Raw genomic sequence first — 22902 nt, 5'->3', positions numbered from 1 at the left:
GTGACAGGCGGGCATTCAAAACGTAGGCTCCTGAATATGGATATGCACACCCTCGCCGCTCCCGGAACATCCGCCACGGTCGTGCTCAGCACCTCCGGTACCACCGTCGACGACGTCATCGCGGTGGCCCGGGGCAACGCCCGGATCGAACTCTCCACCGAGGCCGTCGCCGCGCTGGCCGCCGCACGGGAGATCGTGGACGCGCTGGCCGCCAAGCCCGAGCCGGTGTACGGGGTTTCGACCGGGTTCGGCGCGCTCGCCAGTCGGCACATCGGGCACGAGCTGCGGGCGCAGCTGCAGCGCAACATCGTGCGCTCGCACGCGGCGGGCATGGGTCCGCGGGTGGAGCGCGAAGTGGTGCGGGCCCTGATGTTCCTGCGGCTGAAGACGGTGGCCTCCGGGCACACCGGTGTACGCCCCGAGGTCGCGCAGACCATGGCCGACGTCCTGAACGCCGGGATCACGCCGGTGGTGCACGAGTTCGGCTCGCTGGGCTGTTCCGGCGACCTCGCGCCGCTGTCGCACTGTGCGCTGGCGCTGATGGGGGAGGGCGACGCGGAGGGCCCCGACGGCGTCGTACGCCCGGCCGGTGAGCTGCTGGCCGAGCACGGGATCGTGCCCGTCGAGCTGAAGGAGAAGGAGGGGCTCGCCCTCCTCAACGGCACCGACGGCATGCTCGGCATGCTGATCATGGCGATCGCCGACCTGAAGCGGCTGTACACGTCGGCGGACATCACCGCCGCGCTGAGCCTGGAGGCGCTGCTCGGCACCGAGAAGGTGCTCGCGCCCGAGCTGCACGTGATCCGCCCGCACCCCGGGCAGGGCGCGTCCGCCGACAACATGCTGCGGGTGCTGGCCGGATCCGAGCTGACCGGGCACCACCAGGACGACGCGCCGCGCGTCCAGGACGCGTACTCGGTGCGGTGTGCGCCGCAGGTGGCGGGGGCGGGGCGCGACACGATCTCGTACGCGATCACCGTCGCCGAGCGGGAGCTGGCGGCCGCGGTGGACAACCCGGTGGTGCTGCCCGACGGGCGGGTGGAGTCGAACGGCAACTTCCACGGTGCGCCGGTCGCGTACGTCCTGGACTTCCTGGCCATCGCCGCCGCCGACCTCGGATCGATCGCCGAGCGGCGCACCGACCGGCTGCTCGACAAGAACCGCAGCCACGGGCTGCCGGCGTTCCTGGCCGACGACGCGGGCGTGGACTCGGGTCTGATGATCGCCCAGTACACCCAGGCCGCGCTGGTCAGCGAGATGAAGCGGCTCGCGAACCCGGCCTCGGTGGACTCGATCCCGTCCTCCGCGATGCAGGAGGACCATGTCTCGATGGGGTGGTCGGCGGCGCGCAAGCTCCGTACGACGATCGACAATCTGACGCGGATCGTGGCTGTGGAGCTTTACGCGGCGACGCGGGCCATCGAACTGCGGCACGGGCTGACGCCGGCGCCGGCGTCGCAGGCGGTCATCGCGTCGGTGCGGGCGGCGGGTGTGCAGGGGCCGGGCCCGGATCGCTTCCTGGCGCCGGATCTGGCGGCGGCGGACGGGTTCGTGCGCAGCGGGGCGCTGGTGGCGGCGGTGGAGCCGGTGACGGGTGTGCTGGCGTAATGGGCGGTAGGCGGTAGGCAGGACCAGGGTTACGCAGTCCGAAGGGGCGTCCGGCGAGCTGTCGGGCGCCCCTTCGGCGTACCGGAGCAGCCCGAGCCTTTGACTTCCGCGCGCCCACAAATTACCTTCACCGTGGAATTACTTCACGATGGAGGAATCTTGAGCGCGCAAACTCCACCCCCCGCCCGGTCCGCCACCCCCCTCGCCCGCTGGCTGGGTCTCATCGCCATCGCCCTGGGGGTGGCCCTCATCGTGGTGGATACGACGATCGTGAATGTGATCGTCCCCTCGGTCATCGAGGACCTGGACGTCAACTCCGTTCAGGCGCAGTGGATCCAGGAGTCCTACGCGATCGTCTTCGCGGCGCTCCTCCTGCTGGTCGGCCGGTTCGCGGACATCATCGGGGCCCGCCGCATCTTCATCGCCGGCACCGTCCTCTTCGGCGTCACCAGCGTCCTCGCCGGCCTCGCCCCGAACGGCGGCCTCCTGATCGCCGCCCGCTTCCTCCAGGGCGCCGCAGGGGCGATGATCCTGCCCACCTCCCTGTCCCTCCTCAACGCCACCTTCACCGGCAAGGCCCGTGGCCAGGCCTTCGCGGTCTGGGGCTCCACCATCGGCGCGGCCTCCGCACTCGGCCCGCTGCTCGGCGGCTGGCTGGCCGAACACGCCTCCTGGCGCTGGGCGTTCGGCATCAACGTCCCGCTCTCCGCGCTGATCGTGGCCGGCGCGGTGCTCTACCTGGCCCCGTCCCCGCGCACCAAGGGCCGTATCGACGTCATCGGTGCGATCCTGTCCGTCCTCAGCCTCGGGCTGCTCGCCTTCGGGCTGGTGGAGGGACGGACGTACGGCTGGATCACCACCACCCGGCCCCTGGACCTGTTCGGCTTCCACTGGACCGGCGGACCCTCGCCCGTCCTCGTCGCGCTGCTGCTCTCCGTCGCCGCGATGGCCGCCTTCGTCACCCGGCAGAGGACTCTGACCAGGAGCGACGACCCCTCCCGTGCCCTGATGGACGTCCGGCTGTTCTCGATCTCGTCCTTCCGCAACGGCAACGTGGCGACGCTGATCATCGGCCTCGGCGAGTTCGGGATCGTGGCGGTGCTGCCGCTGTGGCTCCAGTTCACGCTGGACTACAGCGCCGTACAGGCCGGGCTCGCCCTGGTGCCCATCGCGATCGGCAGCTTCGTCGCCAGTGGGGCGAGCTTCGGGCTGGCCGCCAAGCTGGGGGCGCTCTCCCAGCTCCGTATCGGACTCGCCCTCGAAGTCGTGGGGCTGGCCGGACTCGGACTGATCGCCGCCACCGACAGCCCGTGGTGGACGGTCGCGCTGGTGCTCTTCCTGTACGGAATCGGAGTCGGCTTCGCCACCGCGCAGGTGACCAATGTGGTGCTCGCCGAGATCCCCGAGCAGAGCGCGGGGCAGGGCTCCGGCATCCAGAGCGCCTTCCGGCAGCTGGGGTCGGCGCTGGGCATCGCCGTACTGACCACGCTGTTCTTCACCACCCTCGGCAGCAAACTCAACGACAAGCTGGACGCGGCGGGGATGCCCGCGGCGCACGCCGACGGGCTCACCCGGGCCGTCACCGACAGCGCGGGCGCCGCCATCGGCCCGCTCGCCCAGAACCCGCGGACCGCCCCGGTCGCCGACGCCGCCCGCTGGGCCATGACCGAGGGCATCACGCTGGGGGGATACGTCGCGGCAGGCTTCGTCGTCCTCGGGCTGATCGCCACCGCGCTGATCCCCTCGGCGGGGGTCCACGCGGCGACCTCGGCGACGGAGAACCTGGAAGAGAGCCCGGCGGGCGGCGGCCGGTAGGTTGACGGGGAGAAGCGGGACCGGTGACCACCCGGCGACGCCGGCACGGGAGAGGGAGCGGACTGCACCGATGGACGCGACGGACGCGGTACGGCCGCAGGACGCAGCACGCCCCACGGACCCGGCGCCGGCCCCGCCCGGGGGTTCACGACGCCACGACGACCGCCCCCGCATCCGCCCCACCGAGGGCGAGGTCCCCGGCCCTCTCGCCGAGCAGCGCGACCGCCTCACCGAGGGCCTGCGGCTGTACGGCGCGGACTACCAGGAGGTCGGTCGCAGGTTCGCCACCTGGCTGGGCCTGCACACCACCGACGCCGACGCCCTCGTGCAGATCCTGTACGGCGAGGAGCGCGGCGCCCCACTCTCCCCGGCCCGCCTCAGCGAACGCATCTCCCTCTCCTCCGGCGCCACCACCGCCCTGCTCAACCGGCTGGAGAAGGCCGGGCACATCGTCCGCAGCCGTGAGCACGCGGACCGCCGCATCGTCACATTGCGCGGCAGCGAGCACGTACAGCAGCTCACCGACGAGTTCTTCCGGCCACTGGGTGAACGGATGGACGCCATGCTGTCCCGCTACCCGGCCGAACAGCTGCGGCAGTTCGAGGAGTTCCTCGGCGATCTGCACGTGACGCTGAACGAGCACTTGGCCGCGCTCGACGAGGAGCAACAGGGGTAGGGACCTCGGCGCCCCTGACCTCAGCGCCTCTGCCCTCCGAGCCCCTGCCCTCCGAGCCCCTGCCCTCAGGTCAGTGCGCCGCCCGCGCCCCTCCGCCGCACCGAGTACGTCACGAAGCCCGCGCCGATCCCCAGGAACGCCGTACCTCCGATGAGGTAGGGCGTGGTGTCGACGCTGCCCGTGTCGGCGAGGGCGAGCTCGGCGGAAGCGGAAGCGGGGGCAGTGCCGGCACCGGCACGGTCCTGCGCCTGCTGGACCTGCTCGACATGGCGTGCCTGCTCCGGGGTCTCGCCCGTCGCATTCGCCGACGGTACGAACCACAGCGCGGCCAGCAGTCCACCGGCGGCGGTGGCGGTCAGCAGCGGTCGGAGTGCGGACACGGTATCGATCCCCCTTGAAGGCACTCGCGAACTTGGGGCACTCGCGAATTGGTCGTGCGCGCCGATGCTAATGAAAGCAGCGTGCCCGAGGAAAGGGATGTGGAGGTGGAACTCTGTGTTCCGCCCCCTCGTACCGGGAGGAAAGGGGTACGAAGGGTCTCCCCACCTACCTCGGAATCCATCCCTCCGCCCTCTCGCACTCGTATGACCCCGCCCTGGCAGGGGCAAAAGGGACGGCGTAGCGTCGGAACTGAGCGTGCTGAATGGCATAGGCCCCCGGCAGTGGCGTTGCCCACACTTTCGCTGGAAGTGGAACCATGGCGCCCCGTTTGGGGTTGCTACAGCATTGACAGGGGAAGTGCTGCCCGTCAGGGCCTGGGCGGCATGCTGCCGGGGTACCCGGGCAGCAGCCCCGGGGAGATCGTGGGGAATCGGCGACGATGGAGAAGCGTGTGATCACGAACAGCAAGCGACGCAGGGGTCTGACAGTCGCGTCCGCGCTGCTCGGCGGCGTTCTGGTGCTTTCGGGCTGCGGCGGGGACGGCGACGGTGACGGCGAGAAGGCCGACACCCCGAAGAAGTCGCAGGAGCAGTCCGACGCGGCGGCCGCCAAGGACACCTCCAAGGCCCGAATAGAGATCACCCCCAAGGCAGGCGCCACCAACGTCGGCATCAACAACGACGCCAAGGTCACCGTCGCCGACGGCAAGCTGACCGAGGTCAAGCTGACCGCCGCCGACGGCACCGCCGTCAAGGGCAGCATCTCCGCCGACGGCACCAGCTGGAAGCCGGACGGCCGCCTCCAGCGCGCCACCGTCTACAAGCTGAGCGCCACCGCCGTGGACGCCGACAAGCGCTCTGCGCACGAGAACCGGTCGTTCACCACCGTTTCCCAGAAGAACAGCTTCATCGGCAACTTCACCCCCGAGGACGGCTCCAAGGTCGGCGTCGGCATGCCGGTCTCGATCCGCTTCGACAAGCCGATCACCAACAAGAAGGCCGTCCAGGAGGGCGTCAGCGTCACCTCCAGCAGTGGCCAGGAGGTCGTCGGCCACTGGTTCGACTCCCAGCGCCTCGACTTCCGCCCCCAGGACTACTGGAAGGGCGGCTCCGAGGTCACCATGAAGCTCGATCTCGACGGCGTCGAGGGCGCGGACGGCGTGATGGGTGTCCAGGACAAGACGGTGAACTTCACCATCGGCCGCAACCAGGTCTCCACCGTCGACGCCAAGACCAAGCAGATGACCGTCACCAAGGACGGCAAGGTCATCAAGACCATCCCGATCTCGGCCGGCTCGCCCGACAACCCGACGTACAACGGCAAGATGGTGATCTCCGAGAAGTTCAAGGAGACCCGGATGGACGGCTCCACCGTCGGCTTCACGGACGACGACGGCAAGGGCGAGTACGACATCAAGGACGTCCCGCACGCCATGCGGCTGTCCACCTCGGGCACCTTCATCCACGGCAACTACTGGGGCAAGGGCATCTTCGGCAGCGCCAACACCAGCCACGGCTGCGTCGGCCTCCAGGACGCCCAGGGCGCCAACGACCCGAACACCCCCGGTTCGTGGTTCTTCAACAACTCGATCGTCGGCGACGTCGTCATCGTGAAGAACTCCCCGGACAAGACCATCAAGCCGGACAACGGCCTCAACGGCTGGAACCTGGACTGGTCGGCCTGGAAGGCGGGCTCGGCGGTCTGATTCGCCCCCCCGGCCTCTCCCGCCGCACGACGGCGGGTGTACGAAGGCGGGCGCCACCCACGTCACGTGGGTGGCGCCCGCCTTCGGCGTTCCCCGGGCTCCACGACTCCCGGGCTCCACGGCACCCGGGCTCCACGACTCCCGGGCTCCACGTCTTCCAGCCCCTACGGCTGCCAGACGAACCGGACGTCCGGCTCCCGCTCCTCGTTGCGGGAGCCGTCCGTCCGCTCGGCCTCGGTGAAGCCGTGGCGCAGATAGAAGCGGTGGGCGCTCTCGTTCACCTGGAACGTCCACAACTCCAGCCCGCCGGGCCGCAGTTCCTTGGCCTTCGCGACGAAGAGGTCGCCGAGCCCGTGCCCGCGACGCTCCGGTTCCAGATAGAGCTGATCGATCCCGGCCTCGTCCAGCACCATCACCCCGGCCAGCGCACCGCCGCCGTCCTCCGCGACCCAGGTCTCGCACTCCGGCACCACGACGTACCGGAACCACGCCCGCACCCCGTCGTCGTCGTGCGCCCGCCGCACACTCGGCAGCGCGGCGTCGTACGACCGCAGCCAGACGTTCGCGGCGGCCTCCGCGTCCCCCTCGGTGGCCGGGCGCAACGCGAACCGCTCTCCACCACTCACAAGATCCATCCGGACAACCTACCTCCGGGGTAATCGACGTGCGCCCCGCCCTCCGGCAAGCTGTAACTCACCGCACAACAACGCCACTTACCCGCCGAAAAGCGTCCCTCACCCGCCGAAAGAGGACATCATGACCGCGTACGCCATCGCCCACATCGGCCCCGTCGACGGTCCTCTCCACGAGGAGGTCCTGCGCTACATGGAGCGCATCCAGGACACCTTCGCCCCCTTCGGCGGCCGCTTCCTCGTCCACTTCAAGCAGCACGAGGTGGTGGAGGGAAAGTGGCACGGCGCCCCCGTGCTGGTCGCCTTCCCGGACATGGAGGCGGCGCGCGGCTGGTACAAGTCCGCCGACTACCAGGAGATCATCCCGCTGCGCACCCGCCACCTGCCCGGCGACATCATCCTGGTGGAGGGCGTCGGGGAGGGCTACGACGCGGGGGTCACGGCGGCGCAGATACGCGAGGCCCAGGCGTAAGCCCCCGCCCGCCCCGGCCCGCTCCCACCTCAACCCGCCTTCCTCTTGCGGGAGATGAGCACCTCCACCCCATCCAGGATCCGCCCCACCCCGAACTCGAAAAGGGTGTCCAGATCGAGCTCGAACTCGTCCTGCTCGAAGAGCCGGCCGAGGATCGGATAGCCCCCCGCAGCCTGGACGGCCTCCGCGCGCGGTTCGTTGGAGGCCATCCACTCCTCCGGTGACATCCCGGTGTCCTGCCGGGCCCGGTTCTCCAGCTCGATCGCGGCGGCCAGCCCCTGGACGTGCCCGAACAGGGTGAGGTGCGCGTACAGCATCTCGTGCGAGCTCAGACCCTGCCCGCTCAGCGCGCGCAGCACCCACTCCGTGTACCGCATCGCCTCCGGGGCCGCGTTCGGCCGGGTGAGCGACGCCATGGCCTGCGCCATCCACGGGTGACGCACATAAACCTGCCACAACCAGCCTGCCGCATAAGCGAGTTCGGACCGCCACTCGCCCTTGCCGTCGCCGCCCGGTCCCTCCAGCGGCCGCTCGGCGAACACCGCCTCCGACATCAGATGCACCAGGTCCGCCTTGCCGGGAACGTGCCGGTACAGGGCCATGGTGGAGACCCCGAGTTCGGTCGCCACCCGCCGCATGGTGAGCGTGGCCAGGCCCTCGGTGTCCGCGAGGACGAGCGCGGTGCGCACGATCCTGGTCCGGGTCAGTCCGCCGGGTGTCCGGTCGTGGCGCGCGGACGGGCCCGCCGGCCCCACCACGACCGTGCCGATGCCGGGCACCGCCCGCACCAGCCCCTCCTGTGCCAGCGCGGCCAGCGCCTTGCTCGCGGTCGCCATCGCGACACCCCACTGCTGGGTGATCCGCCGGGTGGAGGGCACCTTGTCGCCGGGGGAGAGGTCGCCGGAGGAGATACGGCGGCGGAGCTCGTCGGCGATTCGGGCCGAGGCCGAGGGGGTGGCGGTCATCGGGGCAGCGTACCGCCGCCTGTGCACTAGTGCACCAACCCATACCCAGCCCGCCCGGCTGAACCTGCGCTGCGGTGCACTAGGTCACTCATTGCCACCCTCCACAGGGGCTGTTTATGTCGTACGCAGCGCACCGCGTACGGCGTACAGACACCCACTCCGAGGAGCCCACCGTGACCACCACGCCCACCCACCCGAACCCCGCCGGCCCACCTACCCCAGCCGTCCCACCCCTCGCGAGCCGTAAGGAGTGGACCGCACTCGCCGTCCTGATGCTGCCCCTCCTGCTGGTCTCCATGGACGTCTCCGTCCTCTACTTCGCCATTCCCTTCATCAGCCAGGACCTGGCCCCCAGCGCCACCGAGCAACTCTGGATCCTGGACGTCTACGGCTTCGTCCTGGCCGGTCTCCTCATCACCATGGGCGCCCTCGGAGACCGCATCGGCCGACGCAAGCTCCTCCTCTGCGGCGCTATAGCCTTCGGTGCGGCATCCGTGGCGGCCGCGTACGCATCGACCCCCGAAATGCTCGTCGCCGTAAGGGCGTTGCTCGGCATCGGCGGCGCCACCCTGATGCCCTCCACCCTTGCCCTCATCCGCAATCTCTTCCGTGACCCCGGCCAGCGCACCAAGGCCGTCACCCTGTGGACGGCGGTGATGGCGGCGGGCATCTCGCTCGGCCCGGTCCTCAGCGGCGTACTCCTCGAACACTTCTGGTGGGGCTCGCTCTTCCTCATCAACCTCCCCGCCATGCTGCTGCTCCTGGCCCTCGCCCCCTTCCTCCTCCCCGAGTTCAAGAGCCCCGAGCGCCCCCGCTTCGACGCACTCAGCGCACTGCTGTCGCTGGCCACCGTGCTGCCCGTCGTCTACGGCATCAAGGAGATCGCGAAGTCCGGTATCGAGGCCCTTCCGCTGCTGTACGTCGCCGTGGGCGTCGCCGTCGGTCTGCTCTTCGTCCGCCGCCAGCGGGCCCTGGCCCGTACCGGGGGCCACCCGATGATCGACCTCGCGCTGATCCGGCGCCGGGCCTTCGGCGGGGCGGTCCTGACCAACATCCTCGCCATGTTCGCCACCATCGGCTTCTCCGTCTTCTTCAACCAGTACCTCCAGTCCGTCCTGGGAATGCGGCCGTTGGAGGCCGCGCTGTGGAGTCTGGTGCCGTCGGGAGCGGCGTTCCTGTGCGCCCCGGTGGGAGCGGCGCTGGCCTCCCGGATCGACCGGGCGTACGTCATCACCGGCGGTTTCGTGCTCGCCACGGCGGGCTTCCTGTGGCTGACCCAGGTCCGGGTGGACTCCCCGCTGTGGTTCGTCCTCACCGGCTCCGCGATCTACGTCGGCGGCATCATCACCGCGATGACCCTCGCCAACGAAATGGCCCTGGGCGCGGCCCCGCCGGAGCGCGCGGGCGCGGCAGCCGCGGTCGTCGAGTCGGGCACCGAGTTCGGCGGCGCACTCGGCATGGCGATCCTGGGCAGCATCGGCGCGGCGGTCTACACCCGCGACATGGGGGCGGGCTCGGTGCCGGGCCCCGACACGGTACGGGAAACCCTGGGCGGGGCACTCGCCGCCGCCCAGCAACTCCCGCCCGTACAGGCGCAGTCACTCCTCACCACCGCCCGCGAGGCCTTCACCCACAGCCTCAACCACGCGGCCCTGGGCGCGGCCGTCTTCATGCTGCTGGCGGCGGGATTCGCCTTCACGGTGCTGCGGAACCGGGGCGACGGCAAGGGCGAACCGAGCGAACCGGCTCAACCGTCCGTACCTGTCGAGTCGTCCTGTGGGGTATGACCCCACAGGTGCGTACAACCACCAAGAGAGCCTCAGCGTACGGGAGTTGGGCGACGCGAACGATCGCGGCGGGGGCGGCGGCGGTACTCGCGGCCCTCGCCGTCGCCCCGGCGGGAGCCGCCCCGCCGGACCCGTCCACAGCGGCCTCCCCGCCCGTGTCACCCTCCACCGCCACCGCGCGCCCCGCCCGCGTGGTGTCGATCACCCCACTCGGTACCCGCACCCGCACCCAGATCGTCGAAACGGCCCTCACCCACGGCTTCAAGGGGACCGAGGCGGAGATGCTGGCCGTAACCCGCTACCACGTCACCACCTACCGCCTCATCTACCGCACCACCGCAGCCGCCACCAACGGCACCCCCGGTACCCCCACCACCGCCTCCGGCCTCCTCTCCCTCCCCGCCGTCCCCAACGGCCCCCGCGCCCACCGCCCCCTCCCCACCGTCCTCCACACCCACGGCTCCATGACCTTCCGCGGCCGCGCCCCCTCGGTATCTCCGCAGGGACCGGACGGCACCGCGGCCCAACTGTTCGCGGCGGGCGGCCGCGCCGTCCTCACCCCTGACTACCTCGGCCTCGGCGAGGGCCCCGGCCGTCATCCCTTCATGGACAACGCGTCCTCCGTCTCCGCCACCCTGGACCTCCTGAGGGCGGTCCGCACCCTCCCCGCCGTCGGCCCCCGGCTGTCCCCCCGTACCTACGCCGTCGGCTTCTCGCAGGGCGGCCAGGTCGCGATGTCGGTCGGCCGGGCGGTCGCCGCCGGCCAGGTCCCGCACGCCCGACTTGCCGGACTGCGCTCCGGAGCCGGCCCGTACGACATCCTCAACGAGGAGATCCCGGCCATGCTGGCGGGCACGGTCCCCGGCCGCGCGGCCGTACTGCTCCTCTCGTACGTGATCACCGCCCAGAACCCCCTCAGCACCCCACCCCTCTACCGCGACCCGGCCGAAGCCTTCCGCGCCCCCTACGCGGCCCGCGCCGAAGCCCTCTTCGACGGCACCCACAAGGAAGAGGAGATCATCCCCCAACTCCCTGGCTCACTCCGCGAACTCTTCACCGACGCCTGGTACGAGCAGCTCCGCAACCCGTCCGGCCCCTTCCTCGCCGCCATCCGCCGCATCGACACCTCCTGCGCCTGGACGTCCCCCGTCCCGGTCACCCTCTACAGCGCCTCCGGTGATCACGAGGCCCCGATCGGCAACACCCACAGCTGCGCACGCCAGTTGAAGCAGCGCGGCGTCCCCGTCAAGGTCATCGACCACGGCCCGACCGCCGACCACTTCGGCGTCCTCCAGCACTCCGTCCTGGACGTGGCCCGAACCTTCCCGACCGGGACGTAGCCCCACCGGCGTGGGGCTGAAGACCGGGGTGCACAAGAAAACGAAGAAGGAACTCGTCCGGTACGGGTACGTCCGTGACCACCGCCGGCAGGGGCCCGGGGAGCCGCAGGTGAGGAGGTCCGTTGGCTGCCCCGGCGCATGGCATCCGATCTCGCCCTGCCGGGCAACGACTTCTGGCTGTTCGACGGACGCCTGGTCATGTGGAACCTCTTCATGGGCGACGCCCCCGTCGCCTACGCCTCCGGTGCCGGGGCGATTCCGGTCGGGCAGGACACACCCCAGTTGGTTTCGAAGGGGGCGGCCAGGGTGACGCCTGTGCCGCCGATGCCGCAGTAGCCGTCGGGGTTCTTGTCGAGATACTGCTGGTGGTAGGGCTCGGCCGGGAAGAAGGGGTTGTCGGCGGCCGGGAGGATTTCGGTGGTGATGGTCTTGAAGCCGGAGCCGGTGAGGACTTCCTGGTAGGCCTGGCGGGAGGCCTCGGCGATGGCGGCCTGGTCGGGGGTGTGGGTGTAGATCGCGGAGCGGTACTGGGTGCCGACGTCGTTGCCCTGGCGGAAGCCCTGGGTGGGGTTGTGGGACTCCCAGAAGAGCTTGAGGAGGGCGGCGTAGGAGGTGACGGCCGGGTCGAAGACGACTCGGACGACCTCGGTGTGGCCGGTCAGGCCGGAGCAGACCTCCTCGTACGCCGGGTTGACGGTGGAGCCGCCCTGGTAACCGGCCAGGGTCGTCCAGACGCCCTTGGTCTGCCAGAACTTTCGCTCGGCGCCCCAGAAACAGCCCAGGCCGAAGTCCGCGACCTCAAGGTGGGCGGGGTAGGGGCCCAGGAGCGGGTTGCCGAGGACCGTGTGCCGCGAGGGGACCTCGAATTCCGGGGTCGCGCGGCCCTTCAGGGCCTGCTCGGGGGTGGGGAGCTGCGGCGTACGGCCGAAGAGCATGGGGTTCCTCCAGGCGGGCGGGGTGGTGTGTACGTAGGGCGCAGTGCATGGCTGGGATGCCCCGCATGGGGGGAACGTCCGGTGGGCGGCTGAGATTCCCCGGGCCGTGGGACGTCCGGTGGGCGGCTGAGATTCCCCGGGCCGTGGGACGTCCGGTGGGCGGCTGGGATTCCCCTGGCCGCCGGTCGGCCGCTAGCCGCGCCCCTTCGCAGCGCCCTTCACCGCCACCTCGCGCGTCGCGCAGTAGATCCCCGCCGGGTCACCGAAGTACCGCCACGGGGCCGCGTCCACATAGCCGTCGACCAGCCGGAACTGTTCGAGGGCCGCCTCGTACCGCCGCTGGCGGACCAGGAAGTAGGCGAGGAGGTGGCGGGCGGACGCCAGGCTGGGGTGCGTCGGCGGGGCCGCCGCCACATCCGTGAGGAGCCAGTCCACGGCCGCGATCAGCACCGGGTGGCGGAAGTCGTCGTCCTTGGCGTCGTCGTCCTCGTGCTCGTACCAGCTGATCAGCGGCAGCATGCCGAGCAGCGTGCCGGCCGGGGCGCCGCCCGCCGCACCCGTGGCGAACCCGGTGGCCAGCGGCTCCGAGCCGTGCCACTTGCGGCACCAGTACTGGAGTGCCGCATGGTGCGCGTGGTAGTCGTACGGGTCGGCGGAGGCCTTGAGCTCCGCCCACACCGCCCGCAGCTCGTCGTGCGAACCGCCCAGCGCGGTGACCGTCCAGATCAGGCTGCTGTACGGGGTCGGGTCGCCCGGCGCCAGGGCGATCGCGCGCCGCAGCTCCTGCTGGGCGTGCTCGGCGGTGCGCAGGAAGGCCGTCGCGCGCTCCTGGCCGACCGTGGAGCCCCAGCCGCCGCCCCGGATCTGCCAGGCCAGGGTGACCGAGCCGTCGCCGCGTACCAGCGCCGCCCCCGGATCGTTGGGGGCCTCCTGCTCCCAGGCCAGCAGCCAGGTGTCGTCCACGGCCGCGGCTTCGCCCAGTGCGGAGGCGACGCGGGTACGGCGGTGCCAGTCGCGGTGGTGCAGCGTGAGCGCGAGTGCGTGGGACGCGGGCCGCCAGTCACCGGAGCGGGCCGACTGGCAGAGGGCGACCAGGGACGGGTCGGGCGGGCAGGAGAGCTCGGTGTTGAGGTGCGTCTTGGGGAGCAGGCCCAGCGCGGCGGCGCGCTTGGACAACTTGCCGTTGGAGTCGCTGAGTTCGGCTCCGATGGAGGGGGTGGTGCGGGCGCGGACGATGAGCCAGACCGCGGTCACGACGACCACGATCACTATGAGGCGGAGCATGGGGGGTGGTTCCTTCAGGAGGAGAGGGAGGGGGAGGAGGCGGGGGAGACAGGGGAGGGGGACGAGGCGAGGTCGCGAAGGGGAGTGGTCCGCGGGTGGTCCGCGATCGCCGCGTTCAGGGCGGAGGTCAGCTGGGCCTCGTACCCCTCGGGGAAGACCGGGCGGGGGGTCTGGGACCAGGACAGGTGCCACTGGGCGTGGCCCGTGTGCAGCAGGTGCAGGACGGCCAGCCGGGAGAGGCACTCGCGCAGTACCGGGCGGGTGAGCTCGCGGGCCACCCGGCCCTGGGCGGCCGCCGCCTCGGGGGACTTGGGGAGGCGGTCGGCGAGCTGCCACAGCATTCCCTTGTCGATCGCGTCCAGTACGTCGGTGAAGTCGCCCCGGGTGGAGGTGAGTTCGGCGGTCGCCTCGCGCAGCGGGCGCGCCTCGTCCGCGTAGTGGGCGGCCATGCCCTCGCTCAGCAGGTCGGGCCAGCTCGCCGCCCGGCGCATCGCCAGCGTCTCGGGGGCCAGTACCGCGTCCTCCAGGTCGACGAGGGTGCGGCGCAGGTCGCGCAGCAGGCCGGTGGCGGGGGCGGCCTCGGCGGCGTACGCGGACCAGGCGTCGGCGGGCAGCGCCTCGATGCGCGCCACCCGCTCCGCGATCGGCGGATGGGAGTCGTACGGCGACTGCTCCTGGTGCGGGATCGCGGCCCGCAGCTCCGCCATCTCTCCGGCCCGCGCCGCCATCAACTGGTGCAGCCCGCCGAACATCTCGCCCCGGGGCGGCAGCAGCCCCGCCCCGGCGCCCACGGTGGCGTACGCGGAGAGGTAGAAGTCGTGTGCGGAGTCCAGCACGGGTATCTCCCGCAGCGCGGACGCGGTGGCGTCGCGGCCCGCGACCCGTACGGCCGTGAGGTCGGCGGCCAGCTCCTGCGCGCGGCCCACGCCCAGCGAGGAGCGCAGGTAGAAGCCGCCGTAGGCGAGGAACGGGCGGGCGGCCAGCCGGTAGGTGAGACCCGCGGAGCCCAGGTTGAGGTCATGGGACTTGGGCTTGCGGCCCCTGGCGAGGGCCTTCGCCTGCTTCTCGCGCTGCTTGGCGGTCTCCTTGGCGACCTTGGCCAAGGAGCGTTCGTGGAGGGCGGAGACGGTACGGACCACACTCTCCCGGCCGCGCAGGGTGATCGTCGCGTATCGGGTGTCCCGGTTGCCGAAGTGCCCGAACTCGTGGGCCAGCACGGCCCGCAGCTGCGGCTCGGTCAGCCCGGACATCAGGGGGACGCCCAGATACATCCGGCGGGTGCCGGTCCGCAGCCCCAGAAAGCGGGAGTCCTCCTGGACGGAGGCGTTCACCTCGCCGTCGAGGTACAGCTCGTCGGGGGCCCGGGTGCCGGTGGAAGACGCCAACTCCCTTACGAGAGACCACAGTTCGGGCTCCTGTGCGGGCGTGACGCGCAGGCCGGCACGGTCCACGCCGGTCCGCGAGGCCCGGCGCAACTGGAACATGCTGCGCAGGACCGGGAACGCCACCAGGGCCGTGACGACGTACAGCTTCAGGAACACCGCGGCGGTCGTCCACACCGTCGCCGCCCAGGCGACGGCGACCAGCGAGCCGAGCAGTGCGAAGCCGACCAGATAGAAACCGGCCAGCAACAGGAGCGCGCGCAGGGCGCGCAGAGAAGAGCCCATCCGGACGGATCCCCCCACGGGAACAGAGATAAGAGCCTCGTAAAGATACGCGGTGGGGGGAGCCGGAGATTATCGGGGACTGGAGTTGGCGGGGGGAAGGGGTGGGGCGTGCGGGAGTTGTGGGGATTTGGGGAGGAAGGGGGCTGTGATGCCACCGCCGGCCGTCACCCGCGCAGTGTCGCCGGGTTTCCCCCGTTGGACTCGTAGCCCGCCACCGCCAGGTTGCGGTGCACGGTGTAGGTGGCGGCCGGGTCCGGGTTGTGGGTCCAGGGCAGGGCGCCCACATAGCCGTCCACGGCGACCACCTGCTTGACCGCCTCCGCCCACCGCTCCGAACGCACCAGGAACAGGATCAGCATGTGGCGGACGTGCGCCAGCATCGGGTCGTCCGGGCGTGCGGCGTGCACAGCGAAGAGGGCGCCCTCCACGGCCCGGGACACCACCGCGCTCTGGTAGAAGCTGCTGACCAGGATGACGTCGGGGAGATGGTCGTAGACCGAGAAGAGGGGGAGGGCGGCGAGCAGTGAACCCTGCGGGGCGCGCGACGCCGCATGGGTCGCGAAGGTGTCCGCCTCGGCGCGCGAGCCGTGCCACTTCTCCGAGAGGTAGTGCAGGGCGACCAGGTGCGCCCCCAGATGCGTCGGTGCGCGGTCGATCAGTTTCGCCCACAGCTGGTCGAACTCCGGTCGCGGATAGCTGAGTCCGCGCGCGATCGAAAGCTCGATGATGTACGGAACCGGGTCACCGGGAGCGAGCAGCGCCGCCTGCGCACAGAGCGCCTTGGCCTCCTCCAGGATGATCCGGAAGTCGTCCTTGCCGGAGGACGAGGACCGCCAGGCCTGCTGCACCAAGAATTCTGCGTGAACTTGTGCGGCCCCCGCGTCCTTCGGCGCCTCGGAGCGCCAGTCGCGCAGCCATCGCCCGCCCTCGCCAGGACGCTGGGCCAGTTCCAGGGACGCGGCGCCCGCGAAGGACTGCACCCGCTGCCAGCGCACCTCACCCTCCTTGGGTGTCCCGGCCAGCAGCTGGGAGGCCGCCCGCCAGTCCTGGGTGCGCTGTACGACGTCCAGTACGTCAAGGAGGTCCTGGTCGGGGCCGGGCAGACGGACGTCGAGCTCCTCCTGCCGTACGAACCCGTACTCCTCCGGGTCCGCAGCGTCGGGCGACCCGGGCGCGGCCAGCCGGATACCGCCCCTCCTGCGCATCAGGAAAGGGCCGAGGGCGGCGCCCAGCATGACCGCCGCGATCAGGAACCAGAGAATCTCCATACGGCCATTGTCCCGGACGGCGGGCGGCGGCGGACGGGTGGCCGCCGGCGACCGGGCCTGCGACGGCCGCCCACGGATCAGCGACGTCCGGCGACGGCTCCGGGACGGCTCCGCGGCGGCCGGCAACGGGTCCCGCGACGGGCTGCCGAACGGGTCCGCGACGGGCTGCCGAACGGCTCCGCGGCGGCCACCCACGGATTCACCTCGGCCGGATACGGACGTGACGCCCCGGTCAGCGAACTACCCTCGGCCCCATGAGCCACGACAACGGCGCGGAGCGCGCCTTCGAGACCCTCGCCATCCACGCCGGCAACACCGCCGATCCGCTGACCGGCGCCGTCGTCCCGCCGATCTACCAGGTGTCCACCTACAAGCAGGACGGGGTGGGCGGTCTGCGCGGCGGTTACGAGTACAGCCGCAGCGCCAACCCCACCCGCACCGCTCTGGAGGAGAACCTCGCGGCCCTGGAGGGCGGCCGGCGCGGCCTCGCCTTCGCCTCGGGACTGGCCGCCGAGGACTGCCTGCTGCGCACGCTGCTCTCGCCCGGCGACCACGTGGTGATCCCCAACGACGCGTACGGCGGCACCTTCCGCCTCTTCGCCAAGGTGATCGCCCGCTGGGGCGTCGAGTGGTCGGTGGCCGACACCTCCGACGCGGCGGCGGTACGGGCCGCGCTCACCCCCCGTACCAAGGTCATCTGGGTGGAGACCCCCTCCAACCCCCTCCTCGGCATCACCGACATCGCCGCCGTCGCCGAGATCGCCCGCTCGGCCGGGGCCCGCCTCGTCGTCGACAACACCTTCGCCAGCCCCTACCTCCAGCAGCCGCTCGCGCTGGGCGCCGACGTCGTGGTGCACTCGACGACCAAGTACATGGGCGGGCACTCGGACGTCGTCGGCGGCGCGCTGGTCACCAACGACGCGGCGATCGCCGAGGAACTGGTCTTCCACCAGAACGCGATGGGCGCCGTCGCCGGCCCCTTCGACGCCTGGCTGGTACTGCGCGGCATCAAGACCCTCGCCGTCCGGATGGACCGCCACAGCGAGAACGCCACCCGCGTCGCCGACATGCTCACCGCGCACCCCAAGGTCACCCAGGTCCTCTACCCGGGGCTCCCCGAGCACGCCGGGCACGAGACCGCCGCCAAGCAGATGAAGGCCTTCGGCGGCATGGTGTCCTTCCGGATCAAGGGCGGCGAGGAGGCGGCGGTCGAGGTGTGCAACCGGGCGCGGCTCTTCACGCTCGGTGAGTCGCTGGGCGGGGTGGAGTCCCTGATCGAGCACCCGGGCCGGATGACGCACGCCTCGGTGACCGGTTCCGCGCTGGAGGTGCCCGGCGACCTCGTGCGGCTCTCGGTCGGCATCGAGTCCGGCGACGACCTCCTGGCGGACCTCAAGCAGGCGCTGGGATAGGAGAGTCGGGCGGGTAGTGGTGGTGCGGGGGAGGCTAGAAGCCCTCCACCGGCGGCGTGCTGTTCGACGGCGGGGCCAGCCACGGCTGGGCGATCGACGCCCACACCAGGAACGCCGCCACCGCCAGTACCGCCAGCACCCACCACAACCGCCGCACCATCCGGCGCCGCCGCTGTCTGCGTTCGCCGCGCTCCGTCGCCCGTGGCAGCAGATCCGCGGGTACGACGGGGTGCGGCGTTTGCTCCAGGAGCAGCCGCACCTCGTCCTCCTTCTGCCTGCGGATGCTCACGGCGCGGCCACCGCCTCCTGCCGCGCCGCCCTTTTCCGTACGCCCCGGTGCTCGTCGTACACCTGGGACACCGCGCGGGCGCAGATGGCCCGCACCCGCTGGACGGGCAGCCCCAGCTGGGCGGCGGTCTGCTCCTCCTGGACGCCCTCGTACAGCCGCAGCACCACGATCAGCCGCTCCTGCGGGGTGAGCGACTCCAGCAGTCCGCCGCGCCGGTCCCGGCGCCGCCAGGCCCGGTGGTGCCAGGCGGTGCGGGCGAAGCGGGCGGACAGCTCCTGGCGGGTGCGGTCGTACGGGTCCTCGCCGCGCAGCCCCTCCCAGCGGGCGTACGTGGTGGCCAGGGAGGCGGCAAGGAGCTGCTGGGCGCGCGGGTTGGCGTCCGCGGGCTCGGCCGTCAGCAGGGTCGCGGCATGCAGCATCCGGCCCGCCGCACCTGCGACGAAAGCCTCGAACTCCTTGGCGTGGCGCCGCTGTTGGACCGCCTCACGCTCGCGCACCGTGCCTCCAGACTGTCCTCACGTCCTCATATGAGGACAGGGGGCAGACCAGGTCAAGAGGTTGGCGGCGCGAGCCTGCACAAATCATGAGGCTGGTGGCGCGAGCCTGCGCGAACGGGCCGGAAAGCCGCCCGCGACCGGGCCGGAAAGCCGCTCGCGACGGGGTCAGGAAGCGGGCGAACCCTCGCCCGTGCTCGCCGACTGCCGGGCCGACAGCGCCGAGTTGAACCGGGTCAGCAGCGTGGTGAACGCCTCCCGCTCGTCCTCGCTCCAGCCGTCCGTCACCTGCGCCATCAACTCACGCCGCGAGGAACGCACTTCGTCCAGCCGGGCCTGCCCGCGCGGGGACAGTTGAAGCACCACCGCGCGCCCGTCCTCCGGGTGCGAGGTGCGCTTCACCAGACCGCCGTCGACCAGCGGTGCGACCTGCCGGGTCACCGTCGAGGAGTCGATGCCCATGCCCGCGGCGAGCGCCTTGACGCCCATCGGGCCTTCCTGGTCGAGGCGGTTGAGCAGCAGATACGCGGCGCGGTCCATCGAATTGCGGACCTGGCCGACGCCGCCGAGGCGGGTCTGCTCCGCACGCCGGGCGAAGACGGCCACCTGGTGCTGAAGGGCATCGAGGAGACCGGCGGCGGGGTCGGTCGTCATGTCCTGGGTCGGGGGCATGGCTCGGGCTCTCTTCGTGCGTCGGTCGGGTTGGTGGGCCAAGGGTACGCGGATGCCGCCCTGCCCGTACCTGCGCTGCGCAAACCTGTGGATAACTCGGGTGACCGAAGTACCCCACCGGACCGGCCCAGGCCCGAAAATCCCGGCCTGACGTGCGGCTTTCCCGCACCGGAAGGGCCGCCCCCGCCCGCTCCCGGGCGAGCCCGGGCCCACCCCGGCTGCCAGACTGACGGCCATGAACTACCGCAGCCACGCACCCGCCTTGATCCTGGACGACGTGCGCGGGGCACAGAAGATGCTCTCCGGGGTCGCCAGGTGCACCCCCATGGAGGGCAGCCGCTACCTCACCCGCCTGGTCGGCGCCCCCGTCCACCTGAAGTGCGAGAACCTCCAGCGCACCGGGTCCTTCAAGCTGCGCGGCGCCTACATCCGCATCGCCGGGCTCTCCCCGGAGGAGCGTGCGGCCGGCGTCGTCGCCGCCAGCGCCGGGAACCACGCCCAGGGCGTCGCCCTCGCCTCGTCCCTCCTCGGAGTGCGCTCCACCGTCTTCATGCCGGTCGGCGCACCCCTGCCGAAGGTGGCGGCCACCCGGGAGTACGGCGCGGAGGTGAGGCTGCACGGGCAGGTCGTCGACGAGACGCTGGCCGCCGCCCAGCAGTACGCCCGCGACTCCGGCGCGGTCTTCATCCACCCCTTCGACCACCCCGACATCATCGCCGGTCAGGGCACCGTCGGCCTGGAGATCCTGGAGCAGTGCCCCGAGGTGCGCACCATCCTGGTCGGGATCGGCGGCGGCGGTCTCGCGGCGGGCGTCGCGGTCGCGGTGAAGGCGCTGCGCCCGGACGTCAGGATCATCGGCGTACAGGCGGAGGGTGCGGCCGCCTACCCGCCGTCCCTCGCGGCCGGCCGGCCCACCTCTCTCGACCGTCTCCAGACCATGGCCGACGGGATCAAGGTGGGCCGCCCCGGCGACGTACCGTTCGAGATCATCGCGGAACTCGTCGACGAGGTGCGCACGGTGAGCGAGGACGAACTCTCCTCCGCCCTCCTCCTGTGCCTGGAACGCGCCAAGCTGGTCGTGGAACCGGCGGGCGCCAGCCCCGTCGCCGCCCTCCTCAGCCGCCCCGAGTCGTTCCAGGGCCCGGTCGTCGCCGTCCTCTCCGGCGGAAACGTCGACCCCCTCCTGATGCAGCGCACTTTGCGGCACGGAATGGCCGCAGCCGGTCGGTATCTGTCACTGAGATTGCGGCTGACGGACCGTCCGGGGGCGCTCGCGCATCTCCTCGGGGTGTTGTCAGTGGCGGACGCTAACGTCGTTGATGTGAGTCACGCACGGACCGACCCGCGGCTCGGACTCACGGAGGTGGAGGTCGAGTTGCAGCTGGAGACGAAGGGGCCGAAGCACTGCACGGAGGTACGGGAGGCGTTGGTGAACGCGGGGTATCTGGTCGTGTCGTAGGGCGGTGTAACCAACCCCTCCCCGCACGCGATGTATCGCGTTATGGTGTGTCTCGCGCTCTCTCGTCATGGTCTCGCCGGGCGGATGCCGTCCGGCAAACCTAAAATTTCGCGTAGGAACCCACCCACACCTATGGGGGAACCCTTATGCCAGGCGCCATCTACGCCGAGGGTCTGGTCAAGACCTTCGGCAACGTAAAGGCTCTGGACGGCGTCGATCTCGATGTCCCGGAGGGCACCGTCCTCGGCCTGCTCGGGCCGAACGGGGCAGGCAAGACCACCACCGTCCGGGTGCTCACCACCCTGCTCCAGCCCGACAGCGGCAAGGCCGTGGTCGCCGGGATCGACGTACTGAAGCACCCCAACGACGTGCGCCGCTCGATCGGCCTCTCCGGCCAGTTCGCCGCCGTCGACGAATACCTCACCGGCCGCGAGAACCTCCAGATGGTCGGCAGGCTCTACCAGATGCCCGCCAAGGCGGCCAAGGTCCGCGCGGCCGAGCTGCTGGAGCGGTTCAACCTGGCCGACGCCGCCGACCGCCCCGCCAAGACCTACTCCGGCGGCATGCGCCGCCGCCTCGACCTCGCGGCGGCCCTGGTGGTCTCCCCGCCGGTCATGTTCATGGACGAGCCCACCACCGGCCTCGACCCGCGCAACCGCCAGCAACTCTGGGAAGTGATCCAGGACCTGGTCGCCGGCGGCACCACCCTCCTGCTCACCACCCAGTACCTGGAGGAGGCCGACCACCTCGCCCACGACATCTGCGTCATCGACCACGGCAAGGTCATCGAACGCGGCACCTCCGACCAGCTCAAGGCCCGCACCGGCGGCGAACGCATCGAGGTCGTCGTCCACGAACGCGAGCACATCGCCCTCGCCGACGAGGTGCTCCGCGGCTTCGGCAAGGGCGGCACCAAGGTCGAGCACCACACCCGCAAACTCACCGTCCCGGTCACCGGCGGCGCCAAACTCCTCGCCGAGGTCATCCGCGAACTCGACGCCCGTGGCGTGGAGATCGACGACATCGGACTGCGCAGGCCGACCCTGGACGACGTGTTCATCTCGCTGACCGGGCATGCGGCGGAGGTCGACGACGCGGAGTCGGAGGGCGCGACCGAGGACAAGGCGCTGCGAGAGGTGGCGAAGAAGTGAGCATCGTTGCGGAACGCACACCGGCGCCTTTGACGAAGAGCGCCTTCACCCAGTCGGTCACCGACTCGCTCGTGGTGGCCAAGCGCAATCTGATCAGGATGATGCGCATCCCCGAGATGATCCTGTTCGGGGTCATCCAGCCGGTCATGTTCGTGGTGCTGTTCACGTACGTCTTCGGCGGCTCGATCAACATCCCCGGAGCCCCGGCCGGCAGCGCCCAGGCATACAAAGACTTCCTGATGGCGGGCATCTTCGCGCAGACCGTCACCTTCGCGACAGCCGGCGCGGGAGCGGGCATCGCCGACGACATGCACAAGGGCCTCATCGACCGCTTCCGGTCGCTGCCCATGGCCCGTGGCGCGGTCCTCACCGGCCGCACCCTCGCCGACCTCGTACAGACCGCGCTCACCCTGGTCGTACTGGCCGTGGTGGCGCTGCTGATCGGCTGGCGCACCCACGAGGCGATACCCAAGGTGCTGGCGGGTTTCGCCCTGCTGCTCCTGCTCGGATACGCCTTCTCCTGGATCGGCGCCCTGATCGGCCTCTCCGTCCGCACCCCGGAGGCGGCCACCTCCGGCGGGCTGATCTGGCTCTTCCCGCTGACGTTCATCTCGAACGCCTTCGTGCCGGTCGACGGCATGCCGCCCTTCCTCCAGCACGTCGCCGAGTGGAACCCGTTCAGCGCCACCGTGCAGGCGGCCCGCGAGCTCTTCGGCAACACCATCGAGGGCAGGCCGGTCTCCGTCACCGGAGCCTGGCCGATGGAACACCCGGTCTGGGCGTCCCTGATCTGGTCGATCCTGATCATCCTGGTCTTCCGGACCCTCGCCGTCCGCAAGTACCGCTCGGCCACCGCCTGACCGGCCACCGCCCGGCCACCCCGCGCCGGT

21 protein-coding genes and 1 pseudogene are annotated in these 22902 nt (G+C 71.1%); 12 read left to right on the top strand and 10 right to left on the bottom strand.

The features are described from left to right. Nucleotides 1-42 precede the first annotated feature (42 nt). The 3 genes from hutH to ACIA73_RS07070 all read left to right on the top strand — a co-directional run bounded on the left by hutH (nucleotide 43) and on the right by ACIA73_RS07070 (nucleotide 4099). Nucleotides 43-1608 (top strand): histidine ammonia-lyase, encoded by a 1566-nt coding sequence (hutH, locus tag ACIA73_RS07080; RefSeq protein ID WP_399437477.1) that lies wholly within the window; start codon nucleotides 43-45, stop codon nucleotides 1606-1608. A 159-nt stretch (nucleotides 1609-1767) separates the two neighbouring features. Next, nucleotides 1768-3423 carry a DHA2 family efflux MFS transporter permease subunit gene (locus ACIA73_RS07075; protein WP_399437262.1) on the top strand — a complete coding sequence of 552 codons (1656 nt, stop codon included), beginning with the start codon at nucleotides 1768-1770 and terminating at the stop codon, nucleotides 3421-3423. A 70-nt stretch (nucleotides 3424-3493) separates the two neighbouring features. Beyond that, nucleotides 3494-4099 carry a MarR family winged helix-turn-helix transcriptional regulator gene (locus ACIA73_RS07070; protein ID WP_399437261.1) on the top strand — a complete coding sequence of 202 codons (606 nt, stop codon included), beginning with the start codon at nucleotides 3494-3496 and terminating at the stop codon, nucleotides 4097-4099. A gap of 65 nt (nucleotides 4100-4164) precedes the next feature. Here ACIA73_RS07070 and ACIA73_RS07065 read toward each other — a convergent pair whose 3' ends face one another. After that, a complete protein-coding gene (locus tag ACIA73_RS07065; protein ID WP_399437260.1) occupies nucleotides 4165-4479 on the bottom strand; it encodes a hypothetical protein in 315 nt (104 codons plus the stop codon). Between the two features lie 440 nt (nucleotides 4480-4919). Here ACIA73_RS07065 and ACIA73_RS07060 point away from each other — a divergent pair, with 440 nt between their 5' ends. Continuing rightward, nucleotides 4920-6185 carry an Ig-like domain-containing protein gene (locus ACIA73_RS07060; RefSeq protein WP_399437259.1) on the top strand — a complete coding sequence of 422 codons (1266 nt, stop codon included), beginning with the start codon at nucleotides 4920-4922 and terminating at the stop codon, nucleotides 6183-6185. Between the two features lie 164 nt (nucleotides 6186-6349). Here the strand turns inward: ACIA73_RS07060 and ACIA73_RS07055 are convergent, their stop codons facing one another. Continuing rightward, on the bottom strand, nucleotides 6350-6820 hold the full coding sequence (locus ACIA73_RS07055) for a GNAT family N-acetyltransferase (protein WP_399437258.1): 471 nt from the start codon (nucleotides 6818-6820) through the stop codon (nucleotides 6350-6352). A 121-nt stretch (nucleotides 6821-6941) separates the two neighbouring features. Here ACIA73_RS07055 and ACIA73_RS07050 point away from each other — a divergent pair, with 121 nt between their 5' ends. Then, on the top strand, nucleotides 6942-7289 hold the full coding sequence (locus tag ACIA73_RS07050) for a DUF1330 domain-containing protein (protein ID WP_399437257.1): 348 nt from the start codon (nucleotides 6942-6944) through the stop codon (nucleotides 7287-7289). A gap of 29 nt (nucleotides 7290-7318) precedes the next feature. Here ACIA73_RS07050 and ACIA73_RS07045 read toward each other — a convergent pair whose 3' ends face one another. Next, the gene (locus tag ACIA73_RS07045; protein WP_399437256.1) at nucleotides 7319-8254 is read right to left on the bottom strand and encodes a TetR/AcrR family transcriptional regulator C-terminal domain-containing protein; all 936 of its coding nucleotides are present in this window, start codon (nucleotides 8252-8254) and stop codon (nucleotides 7319-7321) included. Between the two features lie 272 nt (nucleotides 8255-8526). On the opposite strand from ACIA73_RS07045, the gene ACIA73_RS07040 reads away from it, so the two are divergent. The 3 genes and pseudogenes from ACIA73_RS07040 to ACIA73_RS07030 all read left to right on the top strand — a co-directional run. After that, entirely contained in the window at nucleotides 8527-10041 is a 1515-nt protein-coding gene (locus tag ACIA73_RS07040) for an MFS transporter (RefSeq protein ID WP_399437476.1), read from the top strand. Between the two features lie 8 nt (nucleotides 10042-10049). Beyond that, a complete protein-coding gene (locus ACIA73_RS07035; protein ID WP_399437255.1) occupies nucleotides 10050-11381 on the top strand; it encodes an alpha/beta hydrolase family protein in 1332 nt (443 codons plus the stop codon). A 102-nt stretch (nucleotides 11382-11483) separates the two neighbouring features. Continuing rightward, nucleotides 11484-11717: pseudogene (locus tag ACIA73_RS07030) on the top strand (DUF6879 family protein); the annotation flags it as partial. Here ACIA73_RS07030 and msrA read toward each other — a convergent pair. From msrA to ACIA73_RS07010, 4 genes are all read right to left on the bottom strand, one after another. Beyond that, a complete protein-coding gene (gene msrA, locus ACIA73_RS07025) occupies nucleotides 11615-12316 on the bottom strand; it encodes a peptide-methionine (S)-S-oxide reductase MsrA (RefSeq protein ID WP_399437254.1) in 702 nt (233 codons plus the stop codon). The pseudogene ACIA73_RS07030 and the gene msrA overlap by 103 nt on opposite strands. A gap of 192 nt (nucleotides 12317-12508) precedes the next feature. Next, complete coding sequence (locus ACIA73_RS07020) at nucleotides 12509-13600, bottom strand: hypothetical protein (protein ID WP_399437253.1); 1092 nt, start codon at nucleotides 13598-13600, stop codon at nucleotides 12509-12511. Nucleotides 13601-13614: 14 nt separating this feature from the next. Next, complete coding sequence (locus ACIA73_RS07015) at nucleotides 13615-15267, bottom strand: M48 family metalloprotease (protein WP_399437251.1); 1653 nt, start codon at nucleotides 15265-15267, stop codon at nucleotides 13615-13617. 164 nt (nucleotides 15268-15431) lie between these two features. Further along, nucleotides 15432-16535: a hypothetical protein gene (locus ACIA73_RS07010; RefSeq protein ID WP_399437250.1), complete on the bottom strand. Its 1104-nt coding sequence runs from the start codon at nucleotides 16533-16535 to the stop codon at nucleotides 15432-15434. Nucleotides 16536-16789: 254 nt separating this feature from the next. Here ACIA73_RS07010 and ACIA73_RS07005 point away from each other — a divergent pair, with 254 nt between their 5' ends. Further along, the gene (locus tag ACIA73_RS07005; protein WP_399437249.1) at nucleotides 16790-17947 is read left to right on the top strand and encodes a cystathionine gamma-synthase; all 1158 of its coding nucleotides are present in this window, start codon (nucleotides 16790-16792) and stop codon (nucleotides 17945-17947) included. Between the two features lie 34 nt (nucleotides 17948-17981). Here the strand turns inward: ACIA73_RS07005 and ACIA73_RS07000 are convergent, their stop codons facing one another. From ACIA73_RS07000 to ACIA73_RS06990, 3 genes are all read right to left on the bottom strand, one after another. Then, nucleotides 17982-18236, bottom strand: coding sequence for a hypothetical protein (locus tag ACIA73_RS07000; RefSeq protein ID WP_399437248.1), 255 nt, complete (start codon nucleotides 18234-18236; stop codon nucleotides 17982-17984). Continuing rightward, complete coding sequence (locus ACIA73_RS06995) at nucleotides 18233-18733, bottom strand: sigma factor-like helix-turn-helix DNA-binding protein (RefSeq protein WP_399437247.1); 501 nt, start codon at nucleotides 18731-18733, stop codon at nucleotides 18233-18235. Before ACIA73_RS06995 ends, ACIA73_RS07000 begins: the two co-directional genes overlap by 4 nt. Nucleotides 18734-18898: 165 nt before the next feature. Continuing rightward, complete coding sequence (locus ACIA73_RS06990) at nucleotides 18899-19402, bottom strand: MarR family winged helix-turn-helix transcriptional regulator (RefSeq protein ID WP_399437246.1); 504 nt, start codon at nucleotides 19400-19402, stop codon at nucleotides 18899-18901. A gap of 235 nt (nucleotides 19403-19637) precedes the next feature. On the opposite strand from ACIA73_RS06990, the gene ilvA reads away from it, so the two are divergent. The 3 genes from ilvA (at nucleotide 19638) to ACIA73_RS06975 (ending at nucleotide 22872) form a co-directional block, all read left to right on the top strand. After that, nucleotides 19638-20861, top strand: a complete 1224-nt coding sequence (gene ilvA / locus ACIA73_RS06985; RefSeq protein WP_399437245.1) for a threonine ammonia-lyase — start codon at nucleotides 19638-19640, stop codon at nucleotides 20859-20861. A 146-nt stretch (nucleotides 20862-21007) separates the two neighbouring features. Next, nucleotides 21008-22012, top strand: coding sequence for an ATP-binding cassette domain-containing protein (locus ACIA73_RS06980; RefSeq protein WP_399437244.1), 1005 nt, complete (start codon nucleotides 21008-21010; stop codon nucleotides 22010-22012). After that, nucleotides 22009-22872, top strand: coding sequence for an ABC transporter permease (locus ACIA73_RS06975; RefSeq protein WP_399437243.1), 864 nt, complete (start codon nucleotides 22009-22011; stop codon nucleotides 22870-22872). The genes ACIA73_RS06980 and ACIA73_RS06975 overlap by 4 nt, the downstream gene beginning before the upstream one ends. Nucleotides 22873-22902: the final 30 nt, after the last annotated feature.

Source organism: Streptomyces sp. NPDC051561 (genome assembly GCF_044454195.1).
Classification (GTDB): domain Bacteria; phylum Actinomycetota; class Actinomycetes; order Streptomycetales; family Streptomycetaceae; genus Streptomyces.
This window is presented reverse-complemented; position numbering and strand designations above follow the sequence as displayed.